Below are 21427 nucleotides of genomic sequence, written 5' to 3'. Positions count from 1 at the left end.
AACCCTGTTTTGGGTACGCTGAACGCATTTTGCCGGGTGGCGGCTGACGCCTTACCCGGCCTGGAAAATCCGCAATTTTAGCGCGCGCCAGAATATAATATTCAGGTGCGCCCGATAATATTAAAAATCTATTCTGCTGCTCGCGTGACTTATTATTTTAATTGGCTCAAAGGTTTTATTTTTCCATGCAGCGCCGGATTATCGCTTTCATCTTTCAGGCGCACCCCGGTAAGCCGCCGCAAAAAGGCCTGCTCCAGCAGCCAGGCCAGCTTAAAAGCGGCGGCATCAAAGCTCAGCCCTTCCGGACGAATATTAGAAATACAGTTGCGCTCCGACTCCAGCCGCTGGCGATGCGGCTGCCAGGTTAAATACACCCCGAGGCTGTCCGGCGAGGAGAGCCCGGGCCTTTCGCCAATTAATATCGCCACCGCTCTGGCCTTCAGCGTTTCGCCTATATCATCGCCGAGCGCGACCCGCGACTGGTGCGCCAGCACCACCGGGGCGAGGCTCAGCTCGAGGGTTTTCAGGTACGGCAGCAGAGCGCGGATCAGCGGCACCGCCTGGCGCTGCACGGCGTACGACGATAGCCCGTCGCCAATCACCAGCAGCAGGTCGGCGGGGCGTGCGCCGCTGGCGGCGAGGTCGGCGCGGCTCTCCTCGTTCAGCTGTCGCCCGAGATCCGGGCGATTCAGATAAATATGGCGATCGCTGGCGGCGCTACGCACGGTCAGCGTCGACAGCCCCAGCTCCGCCAGCGGCTGGACTAACTGGTCGCTGGCGAAAGGCTGGTGGATAGCGTCGCGCGCCCGGGCGTGGGCGAGGCCGAAATTCAGCACTTCGCGGGTTGGCAGGCTGGCGCCGCTGCGGCCCAGCGCAATCCGCGCATCGGTAAATTCGCGCAGCGGGTTCCAGGCGTCGGGAGGGTTCATACCGGTTCTCCTTGCGGCAGGACGGAAAGCAGCGGATGGCGGGCATCGGTCAGACGCAGCGCGCCGTGGCGGTCAATAATCTGCATCTTCGTTAGCCAGTCGGCGAACTCAGGCGCATGTTGCAAACCCAGCAGACGGCGGGCGTAAAGGGCATCGTGGAACGAGGTGCTTTGGTAGTTGAGCATAATATCGTCAGCCCCCGGCACGCCGATCAAAAAGGTCAGTCCGGCGGCGCACAGCAGCGTCAGCAGGGTATCCATATCGTCCTGATCCGCTTCGGCGTGATTGGTGTAGCAAACGTCGCAGCCAATAGGCAGCCCCATCAGCTTGCCGCAGAAATGATCTTCCAGCCCGGCGCGGATAATCTGCTTACCATCGTACAGATACTCCGGGCCGATAAAGCCCACCACCGTATTGACCAGCAGCGGCTCGAAATGGCGGGCGACGGCGTAGGCGCGGGCTTCGCAGGTCTGCTGATCAACGCCGTGGTGGGCGTTGGCGGAAAGGCAGCTGCCCTGGCCGGTTTCAAAATACATCACGTTGTTGCCCAGCGTGCCGCGGTTCAGGCTAAGCGCCGCTTCTCTGGCCTCCTGCAGCAGCGCCAGATTAATGCCGAAACCGCTGTTGGCGGCTTCGGTACCGGCCACCGACTGGAACACCAGATCCACCGGCGCGCCGCGCTCAATCAGCTGCAGGGTGTTGGTGACGTGGGTCAAAATACACGACTGGGTGGGGATGGCGAAGCGCTGAATAATATCGTCGAGCATATGGTTAAGCTGCGCCAGCACCGGCAGGCTGTCGCTGGCCGGGTTAATGCCGATCACCGCGTCCCCGGCGCCGTACAGCAGGCCGTCGAGCATGCTGGCGGCGATGCCTTTCATATCATCGGTCGGGTGATTGGGCTGCAGGCGCACGCTCAGGCGCCCCGGCAGGCCGATAGTGTTGCGAAAACGGGTCACCACCCGGCATTTGCTGGCGGCGAGGATCAGATCCTGATTGCGCATCAGTTTGCTGACCGCGGCGGCCATCTCCGGGGTTATCGCGCGGGCGACCTGGCGCAGCGCCGCTTCGTCGGTGGCGTCGTCGAGCAGCCAGTCGCGAAAATCGCCGACCGTCAGATGACGAATCGCCGCGAAGCCCCGGGCGTCGTGGGTATCGAGGATCAGCCGGGTCACCTCATCCTGCTCGTAGGGGATCAGCGGATTATCGAGAATCTCGGTGAGCGGAACCTCCGCCAGCGCCATTTTTGCCGCCATCCGCTCTTCGGCGGACCCGGCGATAACCCCCGCCAGCGCGTCGCCGGAACGTGCGGGAGAGGCTTTCGCCATCAGCGTTTTCAGACTATCAAAGCGCCATACCTGGCCCGATAGCGTAGTTTTATACATGTGTCGCCTCCTCAGGAGACCGTACGCAGCTGCGGATCCACCGCCGCGCGCTGGCGGGCCGCTGCGGTCTTGCGAAACCACAGATAGCCGCCGAGCATCATGGCGGCGAAAATCAGCGCCAGCAGCGGGTTGTACCAGACCATCGCCACCAGGCAGAGTACCGCCATCGCCAGGGCGAAGGCCGGCGCCCACGGATAGAGCGGCGCGCGGAACGGTCGAATCAGCTTCGGCTCGCTGCGGCGCAGTTTAAACAGCGCCGCCATCGAGGTGATATACATAACAATAGCGCCAAATACCGACATCGTGACGATACAGGCGGTCAGCGGCATCCCGCTAATAGTGATCAGCGAATCGGAGAAAATGGCGGCGATGCCGACCACGCCGCCGGCGAGGATCGCCAGATGCGGCGTGCGGGTGCGGCGGTTCAGCGTCGCCAGGCTGGCGGGGAGATAGCCCGCGCGCGCCAGCGAGTAAATCTGTCGCGAGTAGCCCATGATAATGCCGTGGAACGACGCCACCAGGCCGAACAGCCCCAGCCACACCAGCATATGCAGCCAGCCGCTGCTGTTGCCGACCACCATTTTCATCGCCTGCGGCAGCGGGTCGTTAATATTGGCCAGGGTTCGCCAGTCGCCCACGCCGCCGGCAAAGATCATCACGCCAATCGCCAGTACGGTCAGGGTCAGAATGCCGCCGCCCAGCGCCCGGGGAATGGTGCGCTGCGGATCTTTAGCCTCTTCGGCGGCCATCGATGCGCCTTCAATCGCCAGAAAAAACCAGATAGCAAACGGGATGGCGGCAAACATGCCCGGCAGCGCCAGGCCGCTGAAGCTCTCCGCGCCCGCCCAGCCGTTAGCGGTAAAGTGGCTCCACGAGAAGCCCGGCGCGACCACGCCCATAAATACCAGCAGCTCGAAGATCGCTAATAACGTCACCACCAGCTCAAAGGTGGCGGCAATGCCCACGCCGAGAATATTCAGCGTCATAAAGATAATATAGGCGCCGCAGGCTACCCATTTGGGGTCGAGCGTCGGAAACTGCACGTTAAGGTAGGCGCCGATGGCCATGGCGATGGCGGGCGGGGCGAAGACGAATTCAATCAGGGTCGCGAAGCCGGCGATAAACCCGCCGGTCGGGCCAAAGGCGCGGTAGGCGTAGGCAAATGGCCCGCCCGCATGCGGAATGGCGGTGGTCAGCTCGGTAAAGCTAAAAATAAAGGCGCAGTACATCGCGGCGATGGCCAGCGCGACGATCATAAAGCCCAGCGTCCCGGCCTGGGACCAGCCGTAGCTCCAGCCGAAATACTCCCCGGAAATAACCAGCCCAACGGCGATCCCCCATAAGCGGAAACTGCCGAGCGTTCTTTTTAGCGTTGTGGTTTGCTCTGTCATGTTCGTTGCCTCGCCAGATAAAGATATCGGGAGAGTTGCAAAGAGAATGCCAGGGCATACCGCTGATAAACGCGGCGGTTTAAGAACCTATCCCATTAGGGCTATCTTATTTGCCAGTTTGGCCCTGGGCAGTGCTCAGAGTCCTCACGTACTACGTGTACGTTCTGGTTCTTGCGCGCTGTCCGTGTGCAAACTGTCTGCAACGATTACGCCTGTTGGGATAGGCTCTAAGCCAACGACGATCGATAAAAGGGCAGACCGCGCCCGGCGGGAGAGTCGCCGTGGTGCAGCTGCCCGCAAATGTGGCGTTACTGGTGCACGATGGCGCCAGCGTCTTTTTGAATTACCGGGCCTGCTTTTACCTGCAGGTTAAGTCCTTTACTCTCCAGCTCGGCGTTGCGAATGCGCAGGCCGCGGTCGGCTTCAATATTGACGTTGCTAAAATGGAAACCGCTGAGCGGCGCTTCCGGGGTACCGATAATATAGGCCGCCGCTTTGCTGTCGCCGGTGGAGGTTAAATTCTCAACGGTGATATTGCTGAAGTGCGGGGTCTTGTATTTGTCGAAGGGCTGTTTCGGGTCGCTGTCCGGCGGATAGATCTGTTCGCCGAGGGTAAAGCCGCCCGCCTGCAGCAGCTTATCGACCTCGGCCTGCACAATCGGCGCGGCTTTGTAATAAGCGGAGAACACCAGCGGCACCTCAACGTTATGCATTCTGGTGTTGCGGTAGACGATATTTTTTACCTCGCCGCCTTTGCCGCGCGGGCTTTTAATCCGAATGCCGTACATCGAACCTTCGAAGGTATTGTTTTCCACCCGCACGTTATTCACGCCGCCTGCGCTCTCGCTGCCGATGGAGATCCCGCGCCCCTGCTTCAGAGTGTTGTTGGCGATATAGATGTTATCCACCACGCCGTCCGGGAAGCGCGGGTCGGCTTTCTCCGCCTTGATGGCAATATGGTCGTCGTTACAGTCGATATAGTTGTTGGTAATACGGATATTCTGGCTATCGATAGGGTCGATGGCGTCGGTGTTTGGCGCATGCCACGGTGAAAGAATACGCGTGCCGTTGATATCGACATCGTGCGCGTAGCGGGTGACGACGTGGAAGCTGGGTGAATGGGTGAGGGTCACGCCGTCAATAAGCACGTTGCTGGCGCGGGTGATATAAATCAGCCGCGGCCGGTCGGTACCGCCTTTCTTGCCGGTGGCGCGGATATTTTCCCGCCAGCGCTCCCACCATACCGCGCCCTGGCCGTCGATAGTGCCTTCACCGACGATGGCCACGTTTTGCGCGTCGGCGATGCTGATAAACGGCAGCCAGCCGTTCTCCGCTTCGGCGTATCGGGTTTTATCATCGCCGCGATAGGCGGCCTCTTCGGTTGAGGCCACCAGGGTGGCGTCTTTCTCCAGCTTAAGCTGAATATTGTTTTTCAGAAACAGCGGGTTGGTCAGGAAATTGCCTTTCGGCACCCGCACCGTTCCCCCTCCGGCGGCAGCGCAGTCATCAATCGCTTTTTGAATGGCATCGGTGTTGAGCGCGATTTGCAGCCGGTGGCCCTCTGCGCCGTAGTGGGTGATATCACAGACTTTATCGGGAAACTTCACGGAACTCGCGGCCTGAGCGGCGTGCAGCGGTAGAAGGCCGACGGCGGCAGCGGCGGCACACAGAGGCAAAGCGCGGGGTATCATGGCATTATCCTTTTCTGGTTTATTGTTTTGTAAAATTATCACCAGTGTTTTGATTTATTGAGTGCGGCGATCACGGTTTCTCTTTTGTCGTTATTCTGCCCATAAGTGGCGATGATGATTTGGGCGAATGCATAGATGACAGGCCCGGCGGCTTTGCAATTTGGCGACAGGCGGGGTATAAGGAATCTCTTATCTGGATGTTTAGATGTCTATACGCCCATGGGGTCAAATGCAAACAACACAACAACAAGGTGGGCAGCTTAAGCGCACCATGAAGACCCGCCACCTGATCATGCTGTCGCTGGGTGGCGTTATTGGCACAGGGTTATTCTTTAATACCGGCTATATCATCTCCACCACCGGAGCGGCGGGCACGCTGCTGGCCTATCTGATCGGCGCGCTGGTGGTCTGGCTGGTGATGCAGTGTCTGGGCGAACTCTCGGTGGCGATGCCGGAAACCGGGGCGTTTCACGTCTACGCCGCACGCTATCTCGGCCCGGCGACCGGCTATACCGTGGCCTGGCTCTACTGGCTGACCTGGACCGTGGCGCTTGGCTCCAGCTTCACCGCCGCCGGATTCTGCATGCAGTACTGGTTCCCGCAGGTGCCGGTATGGGTCTGGTGCGTGGTGTTCTGCGCGGTGATTTTCGCCCTCAACGTTATCTCTACCCGCTTCTTTGCCGAAGGTGAATTCTGGTTCTCGCTGGTGAAAGTGATCACCATTATTGCCTTTATCATTCTCGGCGGGGCGGCGATCTTTGGCATTATTCCGATGCAGGATGGCTCGCCGGCGCCGGGGCTGCGCAATATCACCGCCGAAGGCTGGTTCCCGCACGGCGGTCTGCCGATCCTGATGACCATGGTGGCGGTCAACTTCGCTTTCTCCGGCACCGAGCTTATCGGCATTGCGGCCGGGGAAACGGAAAATCCGCATAAAGTCATTCCGGTGGCCATTCGCACCACCATCGCCCGGCTGATTATCTTTTTTATCGGCACCGTCTTCGTGCTGGCGGCGCTGATCCCGATGCAGCAGGCGGGGGTAGAGAAAAGCCCGTTTGTGCTGGTGTTCGAAAAGGTCGGCATTCCTTACGCGGCGGATATTTTTAACTTCGTGATCCTGACGGCGATTCTGTCGGCGGCCAACTCCGGCCTCTATGCCTCCGGGCGGATGCTGTGGTCGCTCTCCAATGAAAACACGCTGCCGGCCTGTTTTACCAAATTGACCAGGAACGGCGTGCCGCTGACGGCGATTTCGGTGAGCATGCTCGGCGGTGTGCTGGCGCTGTTCTCCAGCGTCGTGGCCCCGGATACGGTGTTTGTCGCGCTGTCGGCGATTTCCGGCTTTGCGGTGGTGGCGGTATGGCTGAGCATCTGCGCCTCGCACTTTATGTTCCGCCGCCGTCATCTGCAGCAGGGGAAGGCGCTAAGCGAACTGCACTACCGCGCGCCGTGGTATCCGCTGGTGCCAGCGCTGGGATTTGTCCTTTGCCTGGTGGCCTGCGTGGGTCTGGCGTTTGACCCGAGTCAGAGGATTGCGCTGTGGTGCGGGATCCCGTTCGTGGCCCTGTGTTATGGTGCGTATTATCTGACTCGTTCACGGAAACTCACCCAGGAGCCTCAACATGTCGCAGAATAATCCGTTAACCGCCCTCCTTGACGCAAGGCCCTTTATCCTGCTGGACGGCGCGATGGCGACGGAGCTGGAAGCGCGCGGCTGTAATCTTGCCGACAGCCTGTGGTCGGCGAAAGTGCTGGTCGACAACCCGGAGCTTATCCGCGAAGTTCACCTCGACTATTTCCGCGCCGGCGCGCAGGTGGCGATCACCGCCAGCTATCAGGCGACGCCGGCGGGCTTTGCCGCCCGCGGGCTGGATGAAGCGCAGTCGAAAGCGCTGATCGGCAAAAGCGTCGAGCTGGCCCGCAAGGCGCGGGAGGCGTACCTGGCGGAAAACCCGCAGGCGGGCGCGCTGCTGGTTGCCGGTTCGGTCGGGCCGTACGGCGCCTACCTGGCGGACGGCTCGGAGTATCGCGGCGATTATCTCCGCAGCCATGAAGAATTTCAGGCGTTTCATCGTCCGCGCGTGGAAGCGCTGCTCGACGCCGGGGCCGATCTGCTGGCCTGCGAAACCCTACCCAACTTCGCCGAGATTAAAGCGCTGGCGGAGCTGCTGACCGCGTATCCGCGCGCGCGGGCGTGGTTCTCGTTTACCCTGCGCGATGCGCAGCACCTCAGCGACGGCACGCCGCTGCGGGAAGTAATTGGTGTGCTGGCAAACTATCCGCAGGTGGTGGCGTTGGGAATTAACTGTATCGCGCTGGAGAACACCACCGCCGCGCTGGCGCATCTGCATAGCCTGACGGCGCTGCCGCTGGTGGTTTATCCTAATTCCGGCGAGCACTATGACCCGGTCTCCAAAACCTGGCATCACCACGGCGAAGCCTGTGCAACGCTGGCGGGATATTTACCCCAGTGGCTGGCGGCGGGGGCGAAGCTGATTGGCGGCTGCTGCCGCACGACGCCGAAGGATATTGCCGAATTGAACGCGCGGCGTTGAGTTTGCGCCGGGTGGCGGCTGATGCCTTACCCGGCCTACAACCTGCACGAACCGTAGGCCGGCTAAGCGTGAGCGCTACCCGGCCTCAATCACCCGGCATCCGCTAACACAAACATCCCGTACGGATGGATTTCGAGATAATAGTGCTCGCCGACGTCCGGCTGCAGACGGGTGGCGTTAACCTGCAATAAGATCTCCTGCCCGTGCCACTCTACCGTCACCTCATACTGCGGCCCCATATAGGCCACGTGGCGGATCGTGCAGCGCTGGCTCTCCTCGCCGCGATCGCTCAGGGTGATCGCCTCCGGGCGGACGCCGACGCTGCCCTCGCCGTGGGCGGCAAAATGCGGCGGCCTCGGCAGCCGATAGCCATAAATATCGACAAAATCCTCGCTGAAGGCGGCCGGGAACAGGTTGGCGTCGCCCATAAAGCTCGCCATAAAGCGCGACGCGGGCTGGCGGTAAAGCTCCTGCGGCGAGCCGATCTGCATGATATGCCCCTTGTTCATCACCAGCACGGTATCGGAAACCGCAAAGGCTTCGCTCTGATCGTGGGTCACGTACAGCGAGGTGATATCAAACTGCTTTTGCAGTTCGCGGATCTTATCGCGCATGCTGCGCCGCAGGTTGGCGTCGAGGTTACTCAACGGCTCGTCAAACAGCAGCACCTTCGGCTTGAGGATCAGGGCGCGCGCCAGCGCCACGCGCTGCTGCTGGCCGCCGGAGATCTGATCGACATAGCGGTCTTCGAATCCTTCCAGATCGACCATCGCCAGCGCCTCTTTCACCCGCGCTTTCACGTCGCCGCGCGGCACGCCAAGCATTTTCAGGCCGTAGCCGACGTTATCCCCCAGCGACATATGCGGGAACAGGGCGTACGACTGAAACACCATACAGATATCGCGCTGCTGAATGGAGCGGTGGGTGACGTCTTCACCGTCGATGTAAATCTGCCCTTCGCTCGGTTTTTCCAGCCCGGCCACCAGGCGCAGGATGGTGGTCTTGCCGCAGCCGGAAGGGCCGAGCAGCGTCACCATTTGCCCCTGCGGGATGGTGAGGTTGATATTGTCGATAACCATGTTGCTGCCGAATCGCTTGGTGACGTTGCGCAGCTCAACAAAATTTTTCTGACTCATAGAGCGCTCCATTACGCCTGGTTTTTGGCTTTTGAACGGGAGATACGCGCCTCCCCGATCAGCCAGTCAAAGAGGAAAATAATCGCCAGCATCACAACGATCAGAATCGATCCGTAGGCGATCGCCACGCCGTATTCGCCGTCTTCCACCCGGTTGAGGATATAGGCGGTAGCGACGCGGGTGTCCGGCGTCACGAGGAACACAATGGCGCTGACGGTGGTAATGGCGCGCACAAAGCTGTAGATCAGCGCCGAGAGGATCGCCGGGCGCAGCAGCGGCAGCAGAATGTGCGTAATGGTGCGCAGGGAACCCGCGCGCAGGCTGAGCGAGGCTTCGTCGAGCGATTTGTCGATCTGGCCTAAACCGGCAATGCCCGCCCGAATGCCGACCGGCACGTTACGCATCACCATCGAGATAATCACAATCGCCGCCGTTCCGGTGAGGTACACCGGCGCGCTGTTAAAGGCGAGAATATAGGAGACGCCCGCCACGGTGCCCGGCACCGCGAAGCACAGCATGGTGGTGAACTCGATGGTCTTTTTGCCTTTAAACTGCTGACGCACCACGATCCAGGCGATCAGCAGGCCGAAGGCGGCGGTGATCGGCGCGGCGATCCCGGCATACAGCAGAGTATCGAGCAGCGAAGGCCAGGCGCCGTCACTCATCCCCTGGCCGAACAGCTTGATAAAGTTATCCAGCGTCAGGGTGTAGTCCACGCCCCAGTTAACGGTAAAGCTGCCGTAGAAAATGCTGCCGTAGAGCAGGGCGTTGAAGGCGATCCACACCGCCAGAATGGCGATCACGCTCCACACCAGGGTCACCGGCAGCGGCTGCACGTCGCCGCGATAGGACTTGCCGGAAACCGTGACGTACGAACGCTTGCCGATCCACATATATTGAATGCAGAACACCAGCAGCGAGAACAGCAGCAGGAACGCGCCGAGGGTACTGGCGGCCTGATAATCGAGCTGCGAACCGGTGATATAGAAGTAGATTTGCGTCGCCAGCACGTCGAAGTTGCCGCCGAGCACCAGCGGGTTGCTGAAGTCGGCCAGCGACTGAACGATGACGATTAAAAACGCGTTCGCCAGCGCCGGTTTCAGCAGCGGGACGAAGACGCCGTTGAAGGTCTGCCAGCGGCTGGCGCGCAGGGTGTACGACGCCTCCTCCAGCGATGGATGAATGGTCTTAATCGCGCCGTCGAGGATCATAAACGCCATCGGGGTGAACGCCAGCACCTGCGCCAGCCAGATGCCGGTAAATCCGTACAGCCAGTTGGTGTTGGTTAAGCCGAACCAGTCGACCATCAGTTCGGTGACGTAGCCGGAACGACCCATCATCAGGGTGACGCCGAGGCCGACGACAAACGGCGGGGTGACGATCGGCAGAATCGAGAAAATGCGGCCGATAATCGCGCTGCGCTTCGCGATGCGGGTGGTGTAAATCGCCAGCACCAGGCCAAAGAAGGTGCAGCCGACGCCTACAGCAATTGACAGGCCGATCGAGTTAATAATGACCTGGACAATATGCGCCTGCGACAGCACGGCCATAAACGCCAGCGGAGCAAATTCGCCCGCGTCGTTGGTGAACATCGGGATAAAAATAGCGATGCTCGGCCAGACGATAAAGACGCCGATTAACGCCACGATGGCGACCAGCGAACCGATCACAAAGCGGTCGCCGCCCAGCCATTCCAGGCGGGTGAGCGCCAGGGTCATGATGGCCCCCAGCGCGACAAACAGCACGATGGTGGCGTAGCCTAACCCGCGGCCTTCCACGGTGGCGCTGACGACGATAAACGCCATACATAAAAACGCCCAGCCGGCATCGAGATAGTGGCGGCTGCGCTGCTCCCGCCTCGCCTCCTGCCATGGACGAATCAGCAGCAGGCTCGGCAGCAGATACCACAGCCAGCTGATATTCAGCTGTGACCAGCCGTAGGCCGCGAGAATTTCATCGCTCGTGGACTCCAGCAGACCGTAATCCAGGCTCCAGCTCGGCAGCAGGGCAAACGCCAGCCAGCCGAATAAAACCCAAAGGAATATCGCATCCCGCTTTTTCACGGGATGGAGTGTAAGTGTGTGTGACATAAGTTTTCCGGTGTCGTAGGCCGGGTAGGGCGTTGATGCCGCCACCCGGCAAATGAACGCAATGCGGGCTTATTTACCCATCTTCACTTCGCTAACCCATTTATTGATGAGCGCTTTACGCACGTCCGTTGAGCCGTATTTATCCATGTCATAGTTGATGAGCTTCAGGTCGTCGAGCTTCAGCGAGTTCGGCGAGGTTTCGGCGGTGGTGTTGGTCAGGATCTGATAAGACTTACCTTTCTTCCACGCCAGCTCCTGGGCCTCTTTCGACAGCACCCAGTCGACAAACAGTTTGGCGTTGTCGAGGTTGCGCGCGCCCTTCAGGATACTGACGCCGCCAATTTCATAGCCGGTGCCTTCGCACGGCGAGATCAGCTCCAGCGGCGCGCCCTGTTCTTTTTCCAGCGAATAGTCGTGCAGGAAGCCGATGCCGATGGCCGTTTCACCGCGGGCGGCGTTGCGCGCCGGGGCGATACCGGATTTCGTGTACTGGGAGACGTTAGCGTTGAGCTGTTTAAGATAATCGAAAGCCTGATCGTCCCCCCACAGCTGGGCGAAGGTCGCCAGCGCGGTGTAGGCGGTGCCGGAACTCTGCGGGTCGGCAATCTGGATTTCGCCTTTATATTCCGGTTTGGTCAGATCTTTCCAGCATTTCGGCACCGGCAGATTTTTCTCTTTCAGGCGCTGGGTGTTCACGCCGAAGCCGAGAATGCCAACGTACACCGCCGAGGAGTAGTTGCCTTTCAGCTTCGCCGGATCGCGGAACTGCTCCATGACCTGCGTAAGATTCGGCGATTTATAGGGCTGCAGCAGGCCCATTTCACCGGCCTGGGACTGCGGGTCGAGGGTGCCGCCGTACCAGACATCCGCCTGCGGGTTTTTCTTCTCGGCATCGACCTTCGCCAGCGTGCTGCCGGAACCGTTGCGAATAAATGAGGTTTTCACGTCATATTTTTCGCCGAAGGCTTTGGTTTCCGCCTCACACATTTCGTTGGTGGCGCTGCAATAGACCACCAGACGACCTTTGGCGTGCGCCGCGCCGCTTAACGTCGCCAGCGCAATGCCGGAAGCAATCAGGGTAGTGACCAGCGTTTTTTTCATTATTTTATCCTTTGAGCAGCAGAGGTAGTAATGCTCGCCATCAGCAGCGGCATCAGCAATAAACCCATCAGAACTGCGGCGACCGAGAGCAAACTGAACATCCCCGACCAGCCGTAGCGTTCAATGACCAGCGACAGAGGCCAGCCCGCCAGCGCTGCCCCCAAATAGGCGAACAGGCCGAGAAATCCGCTGATGGAACCCGCCGCCGCTTTGTGTCCGCACTCCACCGCCGCGAGGCCAATCAGCATTTGCGGGCCAAAAACGAAGAAGCCCACCGTAAAGAAACAGACCGCCAGCAGCGCGTAGTGGTGCACCGGCGCCAGCCAGAGCGCGGCGACGGAGACCATCAGCCCCAGCGTGAACAATAAAATCATCGGCGCCCGCTGGCCGCTGAACAGCAGATCCGAACCCCATCCGGCGAACAGCGCCCCGAGCAGGCCGCCCGCTTCAAACAGCATCACCGTGGCGTTGGCGCTGAGCAGATTGACGCCGTGGCTCTCCGTCAGCCAGATGTTGCCCCAGTCGTTGAGCGCGATGCGGATCAGGTAGACCAGCACGTAAGAGACGCCCAGCAGCCAGATCATCGGATTCTTCAGCATCGTGGTGCGCAGCATCTGCCATAGCCCCATCGGCGGGCTTTGCCGCTCCTGGCGCAGCTCCAGCGGGTCGTTACGCCAGCTGCCTACTGAAGGCAATCCCTCTTCGCGGGGCGTTCCTTTCAGCTGTAGCGTTAACCAGATGCCTGATGCCATGCTGATCATCCCCGGTGCCAGCATCGCCGCCTGCCAGCCCCACCAGTGGGCGGCAAAGGCGCTAATCAGCGGGATAATCGCCCCGCCGATATTGATCGACATATTCCAGCAGCCCCACCAGAAGCCGCGTTCGTTGCGCGAGTACCAGTGGGTCAGCAGGCGGGCGCAGGGAGGCCAGCCCCAGCCCTGAAAAAATCCGTTCAACGTCCAGACCGCCAGCAGCAGCGTCAGCGACTCGCCGAAGGCGAACACCACGTTCAGTAGACCGGTGGCGAACAGGCCCGCGCCCATAAACCAGCGCTGCCCGTGGCTGTCGTGCCACAGCCCGGCGGCAAACTTCGACAGGCCGTAGGTCAGATAAAACAGCGACCCCAGCAGGCCAATATCGCCTTTATCCAGCCCCAGATCCGTTTGCAGCGCCGGCAATACGTAGTTGACGCTTTTGCGCGTCAGGTAAAACGCCGCATATCCGATGACCATGTACATCAGCAGCTGCGGACGCAGCGTCCGGTAATGGTGATTGATGTCGGTTGCTGAGCGTGCGTGCATAGCCGTCTCCGTTTTGCTGACTATATGAAAGTGAAATCGAAAGGGGATGAGAGAAAGTCCGCAGTGACTAAGACTTTTTCCTGGTTAGCTGGCTGTTTGTTGCAAATTTGTGGGCAAGTTAACAATTACGCGTGTGCCGCGCTGCGACTCCAGCGTCAGCTCTCCGCCGAGGGCGCTGACCCGTTCACGCATGCCCTGAATGCCGAAGCCGGCCATTTGGTCGGCGCGAAGTCCGATGCCGTTGTCTTTTACCTCCAGGCGCAGCAGCGCGCCCTGCTGAAACAGGGCAATGGCGACTTCGCTGGCGTCGGCGTGCTTACAGACGTTATTAAGCAGCTCCTGCAGCAGCCGATAGAGGGTGAAGCGTACCGTTTCGCTCTCCGGCGTGGCGGTGAGCCGGTAGTCAAAGCGGCAGCGGATACCGCGCTCGGCAAAGGCAAACTCATTGAGCAGATGGTGCAGCGCCTCTTTAAACGACAGCTCATCGAGGGCCGGAGGGCGCAGCTGGCGCAGCAGCTGGCGGGTGGAGTGGTGAATGCGTCGGGCGAGATCGTTAATCTGGCTGGCGGCGGCCTGAGTTTGCGCCGGATCGCGCGCCCGCTTTACCAGCTGCGACTGGATCTGAATGGCGGTAATATTCTGGCCGATTTCATCGTGCAGCTCGCGCGCCAGGCTTTTGCGCGTATCCTCTTCGGTATGGATCAGCTTTTCGGCCAGCGCCCGCCGCGCCGCCAGCTCCGCTTCCAGCCGTTGGCGATAGTGGTGCAGGTTTTGCGCGAGGTGCTGCTGGCGGCTGATGGCAATCCCCAGCCCGATGCCGAGCAACGCCTGGGTGGCCAGAAAAATCTCCAGCTCCACCAGATTGCTGAATCCAACGCCAACCTGGCGGGCGATGGTGATCATCATGCTACCCAGCAGGCCGGAGAGGACGCCGCCCTGCCAGCCGAACTTCCACGCCATCACCACGTTAGGCAGAAATACCACAATCAGCAGCAGGCGCTCGATTTCCGGCGACAGCACCATTTGGGTGCCGATACCGATGATAAAGAACAGGCTGCACCAGATGATCAGCGAGGTGCGCAGCGGCGGATTGTTGGTATCCAGCCCCAGCAGGTGGTAGCGGTGCTGCTGGCGCAGGAATTCAAAGATCAGATAGACAAACGGCGTCAGCAGCACGCCGCCGGTAAACGAGGCCAGGCCGAGCATCATCGCCGGGCTTTTCACAAACGGCGACAGCAGGGCGGTGTTGAGTAATGCGCTGGCGGTAACCGTGGCCAGCAGCAGCGTCAGCCGCTGCCAGTAAAGGGGAAAGCGGTGCCAGAACTGCTGGGCGATGCCGGCGGGGAGCAGGCCGATCAAGGGCGCGGCCAGCAGAAGATAGCCGTTCAGCAGCTGTTCGCCGTGCAGCCAGAGCAGCATCAGCATGGGAGGCAGCGCCAGCGCGGGCCAGTAGCGGCGCGAAAGCAGGATCAGCAGCGCCAGATAGACGCCGTGCGGCAGGAACAGCGCCGCCTGCTGGCCGTTATGGGTCAGGTAAAACCCGAGCGTCCACAGCATTAGCCAGCCGCTTCCCCAGGCCAGCACGATGAACAGCGAAATCACCCCGTGGCGAAGGCTGCGCGACATTAATGACCCGCCAGCAGCTGGTGGTCGAGGGCGAAATGGACCAGATCAATGGTGCTGTGACACTGCAGTTTGCCCAGCACGTTGGCGCGATGGACGTGCACCGTCTTATGGCTGAGCTCGAGCTTGAAGGCGATCTCCTTGACGCTGTCGCCTTTAACCAGCAAATCAAAGACTTCGCGTTCACGCGGGGTGAGCACCTCCAGCACCTGCGCCGGTTGCTCTCCGCCGCGCAGCGCCCGCAGCGCATCGGCGCACAGGTAGTGTCCGCCCATACCGACGGAACGCACCGCCTGCACGAGCTCCTCCGGGCCGCAGCGTTTGGTCAGATAGCCGCTGGCGCCGGCATCAAGCGCGCTCTGCACGAAGGTGGGGGTGTCGTAAATACTGAGAATGATGGCGCGGAACTGCGGCTTTTGCGCGCGCAGGCGCTTTAGCAGGCTCAGGCCGTTCTCATCCGGCATGGCGATATCCATGACCGCCACGTCGACATCGTCGCGCAGCAGCGCCGGCCAGGCTTGCGCCGAGCTGCTGAACTGGCCAACCACCTCGAGATCTTCTTCGAGGCTGAGTAACTGCGCAAAGCCTGAACGCACCACCACATGGTCATCGACCAGCACCACTCGAATCATGTTTCTTCTCTCTTAGCGCATCATGGTTCTATGATGCCTGCCGCCGCTGCGCTGGCAATCAATCAGGCGCAGTTATGCAATCCAAGTAACAGAATCGCAATAAAAGCCAGGTCGCGGTTTTTGTGAAAATTAACTAACCATTGCCATTTTTTTTCTAAAAACGCTTTGTTCTTAGCAAGAATTTTTAATTACTTCATCAAACGCATCGCGCCGGAAATACTGCACCCATAACAACTATGGGAAGCAGACACTATGGCACTATCATCGCGTATCACACTCATTGCCGCGCTGGCGCTGGCGGCATTTCAGGCCCAGGCGGTCAACGTCACCGTGGCGTACCAGACCTCCGCCGAGCCGGCGAAAGTCGCCCAGGCGGACAACACTTTCGCTAAAGCCAGCGGGGCGACCGTCGACTGGCGCAAGTTTGACAGCGGCGCGAGCATCGTGCGGGCGCTGGCTTCCGGCGACGTGCAGATCGGCAACCTCGGCTCCAGCCCGCTGGCGGTCGCCGCCACCCAGCAGGTGCCGATTGAAGTGTTTCTGCTGGCCTCAAAGCTCGGTAACTCCGAAGCGCTGGTGGTGAAGAAGAGCATCACCAAACCGCAGGACCTGATCGGCAAACGCATCGCCGTTCCTTTTATCTCCACCACCCACTACAGCCTGCTGTCGGCGCTGAAGCACTGGGGGATTAAACCGGGCCAGGTGCAGATCCTTAACCTGCAGCCGCCGGCGATTATCGCCGCCTGGCAGCGCGGCGACATTGACGGCGCCTACGTCTGGGCGCCAGCGGTTAACGCGCTGGAAAAAGAGGGCACGGTTCTCACCGACTCGTCGCAGGTGGGCGAGTGGGGCGCGCCGACGCTGGACGTGTGGGTAGTACGCAAAGACTTTGCCGAAAAGCATCCTGACATTGTCAAAGCCTTCGCCAAAAGCGCCATTGACGCGCAGCAACCCTATATCGCCAACCCGGACGAATGGCTGAAGCAGCCGGAAAACATCAGCAAGCTGGCGCGCTTAAGCGGCGTACCGGAAGCCGACGTGCCGGGGCTGGTGAAAGGCAATACCTACCTGACCGCCGCCCAGCAGGCGCAGGAGCTGAACGGGCCGGTGAATAAAGCCATCATCGACACCGCGAAGTTCCTTAAAGAGCAGGGCAAAGTACCCGCCGCCGGCAGCGACTACAGCCAGTACGTTACCGACCGTTTTGTGAAGTAAAGGAGGTCATGATGCTGCAAATCTCGCATCTTTCCGCCGACTACGGCGGTAAACCAGCGCTGGCGGATATCAACCTGACGCTGGACAGCGGCGAACTGCTGGTGGTGCTGGGGCCCTCCGGCTGCGGTAAAACCACGCTGCTAAACCTGATTGCCGGATTCGTGCCTTATCAGCACGGCAGCATCACCCTCGAAGGCCAGCGGGTTGAAGGACCGGGAGCCGATCGCGGCGTGGTCTTTCAGCATGAAGGGCTGCTGCCGTGGCGCAACGTGCAGGATAACGTCGCGCTCGGGCTGCAGCTGGCCGGGGTCGACAAAACGCAGCGCCGGGCAACCGCCGCGCGGATGCTGAAAAAAGTGGGCCTTGAAGGGGCGGAAAAACGCTTTATCTGGCAGCTCTCCGGTGGCCAGCGTCAGCGGGTCGGCATTGCCCGCGCGCTGGCGGCAAATCCGCAGCTGCTGCTGCTCGACGAGCCCTTTGGCGCGCTGGATGCCTTTACCCGCGAGCAGATGCAAACCCTGTTGCTTAGCCTGTGGCATGAGACCGGTAAGAAGGTACTGCTGATCACCCACGATATCGAAGAGGCGGTGTTTATGGCCACCGAACTGGTACTGCTCTCGCCGGGGCCGGGGCGCGTGCTCGAACGGCTGTCCCTCGATTTTGGCCGCCGCTTCGTCGCCGGGGAATCCTGCCGCAGCATTAAATCGGACCCGCGGTTTATCGAACAGCGCGAATACGTCCTCAGCCGGGTATTTGAACAACGGGAGGCTTTCTCATGAGCGTGGTCATCAATGACAAACCGCGTCAGCGGGGACTGAAGTGGCGCTGGCCGCTCTCGCGTCAGCTCAGCCTGAGCGTGGCGACCCTGGCGGTACTGCTGGCTATCTGGTGGGCCGTTGCCGCCCTGCAGTTGATTAGTCCGCTGTTTCTGCCGCCGCCGGGGCAGGTATGGCAGAAACTGATCGCTATTGCCGGTCCGCAGGGCTTTATGGACGCCACCCTCTGGCAGCACCTGGCGGCGAGCCTGACGCGTATCGTCATCGCGCTGCTGGCGGCGGTGCTGCTCGGCGTGCCGGTGGGGATCGCCATGGGGCTGAGCCCCACGGTGCGCGGGATCCTCGACCCGCTGATCGAGCTTTATCGCCCGGTGCCGCCGCTGGCCTATTTACCGCTGATGGTGATCTGGTTTGGCATCGGCGAGACCTCGAAGATCCTGCTGATCTACCTGGCGATATTCGCGCCGGTGGCGATGTCGGCGCTGGCGGGGGTGAAGAGCGCCCAGCAGGTGCGCATTCGCGCCGCGCAGGCTTTAGGCGCCAGCCGGGCGCAGGTGCTGTGGCTGGTGATCCTGCCCGGCGCGCTGCCGGAGATCCTCACCGGCCTGCGTATTGGGCTTGGCGTGGGCTGGTCGACGCTGGTGGCCGCGGAGCTGATTGCCGCCACCCGCGGGTTAGGTTTTATGGTGCAGTCCGCCGGTGAGTTCCTCGCCACCGATGTGGTGCTGGCCGGCATCGCGGTGATTGCCATCATCGCTTTTTTACTGGAACTGGGGCTGCGCGCGCTGCAGCGTCGCCTGACGCCCTGGCATGGAGAAGTACAATGAGCGAACGTTTAAGCATTACCCCGCTGGGGCCGTATATTGGCGCGCAGGTATCCGGCGTCGACATCACCCGCCCGCTGAGCGACAACCAGTTTGAGCAGCTGTATCACGCGGTGCTGCGCCATCAGGTGGTGTTCCTGCGCGAGCAGAACATCACTCCCGAGCAGCAGCGCGATCTCGCCCTGCGCTTTGGCGACCTGCATATTCATCCGGTCTATCCGCACGCGCCCGGCGTGGATGAGATTATCGTTCTCGATACCCACGACGATAATCCGCCGGATAACGATAACTGGCACACCGATGTCACCTTTATTGACACGCCGCCCGCCGGGGCGATCCTCGCGGCAAAAGAGCTGCCTTCGACCGGCGGCGATACCCTGTGGACCAGCGGCATTGCGGCGTATGAGGCGCTCTCCGTGCCTTTGCGCCAGCTGTTAAGCGGCCTGCGCGCGGAGCATGATTTCCGCAAATCGTTTCAGGAGTACAAATACCGCAAAAGCGAAGAGGAGCATCAGCGCTGGCTGGAGGCGGTGGCGAAAAATCCGCCGCTGCTGCATCCGGTGGTGCGCACCCATCCGGTGACCGGGAAGCAGGCGCTGTTTGTCAATGAGGGCTTTACTACCCGCATCGTCGACGTGACGGAGAAAGAGAGCGAGGCGCTGCTCGGCTTCCTGTTTGCTCACGTCACTAAACCGGACTTCCAGGTACGCTGGCGCTGGCAGCCGAACGACGTGGCGATTTGGGATAACCGCGTCACCCAGCACTACGCCAACGCCGATTACCTGCCGCAGCGGCGCATTATGCATCGGGCGACGATTCTCGGGGATAAACCCTATTACCGGGCGGGGTAATGGGTGTAGCCCGGCCGCGCGCCGCGGAGAAAAGCGGAAGCGGTATTGCGCGCGGCTTCCCGGAGGCGGCGCATGACGCGCCTTGTCCGGGCTATCGGTCCGCAGAACGCTGTAAATCCGTAGCCCGGCTAAGGCGCAATGCGCCGCAAGCCGGGATACAACCTACGATAAACGCGCCGCCTCCGGGAAAAGGCTTTTATGCCGATTTTTGCGCGTCCAAATGCGCGCCAATATAGCGCTGATAGCGGTTGGCCTTCAGATAGGTCAAATCCACCAGCACCAGCCCATCCACGCAGTTGTTGAAATCCGGATCGCTGCCGAAATCGATAAACTGCACGCCGCCCGGCTCGCAGACTTCTGAATACTGCTTATACAGCGGCGGGATCGCGCAGCCGAGGTTGCCGAGCAGGGACTTCAGCCGCGCCAGATCGTCGTTGTAATCTTCTCCGCCAAACTGCGCCAGCACATCGGGCAGCGAGGCTGGATAAGGGCGGCGCGACTCCGCCAGCGGATGCGTCGCCGGGAACCACAGTCGATAGAACGCGACCAGCAGATCGCGCGCCGACGGCGGCAGCCCGCCGGAAATCGACACCGGGCCGAACAGATAGCGATAGTGCGGATAGCGCGCCAGATACGCGCCGATGCCGGACCACAGGTAGTCCAGCCCGCGGCGGCCCCAGTAGCGCGGCTGGATAAAGCTGCGCCCCAGCTCGATACCGTGTTGCAGAATATCGTCCATCCGCGCGTCGTAATGGAACAGGCTGTAGCTGTAGATGCCGTTCAGGCCGCGCTTTGCCAGCTGCATCGCGGTCGGCATAAAGCGGTAGGCGCCGACGATTTCAAGGTCTGCTTCATCCCACAGAATCAGATGCAGATAGTCGTCGTCATAGCCGTCAACGTCGCGTCGTTTGCCGCTGCCTTCCCCCACCGCGCGAAAGGCGATTTCCCGCAGGCGGCCCAGTTCGCGCAGCACCGGCGCATCTTCCTGGCCGTGGCGCTGCCAGAGATAAATCACTTTGCCGTCCGCCGTGCGCCCCAGGGTTTCCGCCCGGCCCAGTTCGCGCTTGAGCAGGGCGCGGTCTTCGGGACGGGCGATAGCGCTTTCGCTTTTAAATACGCCGGGCTGCCCCTTTGAAAGCAGTTGCAGGTGGTGATAGCAGCGCTCGGTCAGCTCGCGCGTAGAGCGCTGGGGATCGAACCAGCTTGACCAGGCAATCTGTTGGCCGAAATTAACCGGCAGGCTGCCGTTGCGGCGACGAAACATTTGCTGCATCAGCAGCAGCAGCGGCAAGCTATCGGAAATCAACGTGCTGGCGTAAAACAGCGCGCTGTTGCGCGCGCGGATCCACGCCGGCAGCAGCGGGGCGCGATATTTCGCCGCCAGCTTAATAAATCCGGAGTGCCATTTTTTATCGCGAATGCCGCGTCGGGTGAGGCGTGAAACTTCGCCTGCCGGGAAGAAAATCAGCACGCCGCCGTTTTGCAGCTGCTGGTCCATCTGCTGCAGCGCCGCTTTGGCGGTTCGGCCGTTGATATTATCGACCGGAATAAACAGCGAGCTCAGCGGTTCAAGGTGGGTCAGCATGCGGTTGGTGACCACTTTAACGTCGCGGCGCACGCGGGAGACCGCATAGAGCAGGGCCAGGCCATCGAGGGTACCGGTAGGGTGGTTGGCGATAATGACCAGCGGGCCATATTCAGGGATTTGTTCGAGATCGTGCGCCGGGATAGCACAGCGAATATTGAGATGTTCGAGCACCTGTTCGACCGTATCCAGTCCTTTCAGGTGATGATGACGCGCGGCAAACTGCTGAAACTCTTCCTCATGCAGGAGCTTTTTCAGCACCTTTTTCTGCCAGGGGGCTGGCTTTGCCTGAGGCCACAGGTCATCGATAACATTGTCGAGACTAAACATAGCGGCACCTCC

At 60.7% G+C, this 21427-nt stretch carries 17 protein-coding genes; 6 read left to right on the top strand and 11 right to left on the bottom strand.

The window, feature by feature from the left end; all coding sequences use genetic code 11:
- Positions 1–152: 152 nt before the first annotated feature.
- From eutC to ACE3MN_RS21070, 4 genes are all read right to left on the bottom strand, one after another.
- Positions 153–929, bottom strand: a complete 777-nt coding sequence (eutC, locus tag ACE3MN_RS21085) for an ethanolamine ammonia-lyase subunit EutC (RefSeq protein ID WP_004133740.1) — start codon at positions 927–929, stop codon at positions 153–155.
- Positions 926–2314: an ethanolamine ammonia-lyase subunit EutB gene (locus ACE3MN_RS21080; protein WP_004133738.1), complete on the bottom strand. Its 1389-nt coding sequence runs from the start codon at positions 2312–2314 to the stop codon at positions 926–928. The genes eutC and ACE3MN_RS21080 overlap by 4 nt, the downstream gene beginning before the upstream one ends.
- A gap of 11 nt (positions 2315–2325) precedes the next feature.
- Positions 2326–3705 (bottom strand): ethanolamine permease, encoded by a 1380-nt coding sequence (gene eat, locus ACE3MN_RS21075; protein WP_286454247.1) that lies wholly within the window; start codon positions 3703–3705, stop codon positions 2326–2328.
- 308 nt (positions 3706–4013) lie between these two features.
- On the bottom strand, positions 4014–5396 hold the full coding sequence (locus ACE3MN_RS21070; protein WP_375364164.1) for a glycoside hydrolase family 28 protein: 1383 nt from the start codon (positions 5394–5396) through the stop codon (positions 4014–4016).
- 229 nt (positions 5397–5625) lie between these two features.
- Between ACE3MN_RS21070 and mmuP the strand changes: the two genes are divergently transcribed.
- Both mmuP and mmuM read left to right on the top strand, forming a co-directional pair.
- Positions 5626–7032 (top strand): S-methylmethionine permease, encoded by a 1407-nt coding sequence (gene mmuP, locus ACE3MN_RS21065; RefSeq protein WP_024359090.1) that lies wholly within the window; start codon positions 5626–5628, stop codon positions 7030–7032.
- On the top strand, positions 7019–7951 hold the full coding sequence (mmuM, locus tag ACE3MN_RS21060) for a homocysteine S-methyltransferase (RefSeq protein WP_049087354.1): 933 nt from the start codon (positions 7019–7021) through the stop codon (positions 7949–7951). Before mmuP ends, mmuM begins: the two co-directional genes overlap by 14 nt.
- An 89-nt stretch (positions 7952–8040) precedes the next feature.
- On the opposite strand, the gene fbpC is transcribed toward mmuM, so the two are convergent.
- The 6 genes from fbpC to ACE3MN_RS21030 form a co-directional block, all read right to left on the bottom strand.
- A complete protein-coding gene (gene fbpC / locus ACE3MN_RS21055) occupies positions 8041–9087 on the bottom strand; it encodes a ferric ABC transporter ATP-binding protein (protein ID WP_004133729.1) in 1047 nt (348 codons plus the stop codon).
- A gap of 11 nt (positions 9088–9098) precedes the next feature.
- Positions 9099–11177 carry an iron ABC transporter permease gene (locus ACE3MN_RS21050; RefSeq protein WP_049087356.1) on the bottom strand — a complete coding sequence of 693 codons (2079 nt, stop codon included), beginning with the start codon at positions 11175–11177 and terminating at the stop codon, positions 9099–9101.
- Positions 11178–11246: 69 nt separating this feature from the next.
- Complete coding sequence (locus ACE3MN_RS21045) at positions 11247–12278, bottom strand: ABC transporter substrate-binding protein (protein WP_004133724.1); 1032 nt, start codon at positions 12276–12278, stop codon at positions 11247–11249.
- On the bottom strand, positions 12278–13579 hold the full coding sequence (uhpC, locus tag ACE3MN_RS21040) for an MFS transporter family glucose-6-phosphate receptor UhpC (protein ID WP_024359087.1): 1302 nt from the start codon (positions 13577–13579) through the stop codon (positions 12278–12280). The genes ACE3MN_RS21045 and uhpC overlap by 1 nt, the downstream gene beginning before the upstream one ends.
- An 84-nt stretch (positions 13580–13663) precedes the next feature.
- Positions 13664–15205 (bottom strand): MASE1 domain-containing protein, encoded by a 1542-nt coding sequence (locus ACE3MN_RS21035; RefSeq protein ID WP_024359086.1) that lies wholly within the window; start codon positions 15203–15205, stop codon positions 13664–13666.
- On the bottom strand, positions 15205–15834 hold the full coding sequence (locus tag ACE3MN_RS21030) for a response regulator transcription factor (protein ID WP_004133720.1): 630 nt from the start codon (positions 15832–15834) through the stop codon (positions 15205–15207). The genes ACE3MN_RS21035 and ACE3MN_RS21030 overlap by 1 nt, the downstream gene beginning before the upstream one ends.
- A 252-nt stretch (positions 15835–16086) precedes the next feature.
- On the opposite strand from ACE3MN_RS21030, the gene tauA reads away from it, so the two are divergent.
- The 4 genes from tauA to tauD are packed head-to-tail and all read left to right on the top strand — an operon-like array spanning position 16087 to position 19500.
- Complete coding sequence (gene tauA / locus ACE3MN_RS21025; protein WP_004129543.1) at positions 16087–17049, top strand: taurine ABC transporter substrate-binding protein; 963 nt, start codon at positions 16087–16089, stop codon at positions 17047–17049.
- A gap of 11 nt (positions 17050–17060) precedes the next feature.
- A complete protein-coding gene (gene tauB, locus ACE3MN_RS21020) occupies positions 17061–17828 on the top strand; it encodes a taurine ABC transporter ATP-binding subunit (protein ID WP_024359085.1) in 768 nt (255 codons plus the stop codon).
- Positions 17825–18652: a taurine ABC transporter permease TauC gene (tauC, locus tag ACE3MN_RS21015; RefSeq protein WP_024359084.1), complete on the top strand. Its 828-nt coding sequence runs from the start codon at positions 17825–17827 to the stop codon at positions 18650–18652. The genes tauB and tauC overlap by 4 nt, the downstream gene beginning before the upstream one ends.
- On the top strand, positions 18649–19500 hold the full coding sequence (gene tauD / locus ACE3MN_RS21010; RefSeq protein ID WP_102649614.1) for a taurine dioxygenase: 852 nt from the start codon (positions 18649–18651) through the stop codon (positions 19498–19500). Before tauC ends, tauD begins: the two co-directional genes overlap by 4 nt.
- 196 nt (positions 19501–19696) lie before the next feature.
- On the opposite strand, the gene ACE3MN_RS21005 is transcribed toward tauD, so the two are convergent.
- Positions 19697–21415 carry a lysophospholipid acyltransferase family protein gene (locus ACE3MN_RS21005; protein WP_004133711.1) on the bottom strand — a complete coding sequence of 573 codons (1719 nt, stop codon included), beginning with the start codon at positions 21413–21415 and terminating at the stop codon, positions 19697–19699.
- Positions 21416–21427 lie beyond the last annotated feature (12 nt).

Origin of the sequence: Klebsiella grimontii (assembly GCF_042137965.1) — a bacterium.
Lineage (GTDB): Bacteria > Pseudomonadota > Gammaproteobacteria > Enterobacterales > Enterobacteriaceae > Klebsiella > Klebsiella grimontii.
The sequence above is the reverse complement of the archived record's forward strand: the minus strand, read 5'-3'. Positions and strand labels throughout refer to the sequence as shown.

Coding starts and splice junctions, on each gene's coding strand:
- ACE3MN_RS21080 (WP_004133738.1), bottom strand. CDS start 2,314: ATGTATAAAACTACGCTATCGGGCCAGGTATGGCGCTTTGATAGTCTG.
- eat (WP_286454247.1), bottom strand. CDS start 3,705: ATGACAGAGCAAACCACAACGCTAAAAAGAACGCTCGGCAGTTTCCGC.
- ACE3MN_RS21050 (WP_049087356.1), bottom strand. CDS start 11,177: ATGTCACACACACTTACACTCCATCCCGTGAAAAAGCGGGATGCGATA.
- ACE3MN_RS21035 (WP_024359086.1), bottom strand. CDS start 15,205: ATGTCGCGCAGCCTTCGCCACGGGGTGATTTCGCTGTTCATCGTGCTG.
- ACE3MN_RS21045 (WP_004133724.1), bottom strand. CDS start 12,278: ATGAAAAAAACGCTGGTCACTACCCTGATTGCTTCCGGCATTGCGCTG.
- ACE3MN_RS21030 (WP_004133720.1), bottom strand. CDS start 15,834: ATGATTCGAGTGGTGCTGGTCGATGACCATGTGGTGGTGCGTTCAGGC.
- ACE3MN_RS21005 (WP_004133711.1), bottom strand. CDS start 21,415: ATGTTTAGTCTCGACAATGTTATCGATGACCTGTGGCCTCAGGCAAAG.
- fbpC (WP_004133729.1), bottom strand. CDS start 9,087: ATGAGTCAGAAAAATTTTGTTGAGCTGCGCAACGTCACCAAGCGATTC.
- tauD (WP_102649614.1), top strand. CDS start 18,649: ATGAGCGAACGTTTAAGCATTACCCCGCTGGGGCCGTATATTGGCGCG.
- mmuP (WP_024359090.1), top strand. CDS start 5,626: ATGCAAACAACACAACAACAAGGTGGGCAGCTTAAGCGCACCATGAAG.
- tauA (WP_004129543.1), top strand. CDS start 16,087: ATGGCACTATCATCGCGTATCACACTCATTGCCGCGCTGGCGCTGGCG.
- uhpC (WP_024359087.1), bottom strand. CDS start 13,579: ATGCACGCACGCTCAGCAACCGACATCAATCACCATTACCGGACGCTG.
- tauB (WP_024359085.1), top strand. CDS start 17,061: ATGCTGCAAATCTCGCATCTTTCCGCCGACTACGGCGGTAAACCAGCG.
- eutC (WP_004133740.1), bottom strand. CDS start 929: ATGAACCCTCCCGACGCCTGGAACCCGCTGCGCGAATTTACCGATGCG.
- mmuM (WP_049087354.1), top strand. CDS start 7,019: ATGTCGCAGAATAATCCGTTAACCGCCCTCCTTGACGCAAGGCCCTTT.
- ACE3MN_RS21070 (WP_375364164.1), bottom strand. CDS start 5,396: ATGATACCCCGCGCTTTGCCTCTGTGTGCCGCCGCTGCCGCCGTCGGC.
- tauC (WP_024359084.1), top strand. CDS start 17,825: ATGAGCGTGGTCATCAATGACAAACCGCGTCAGCGGGGACTGAAGTGG.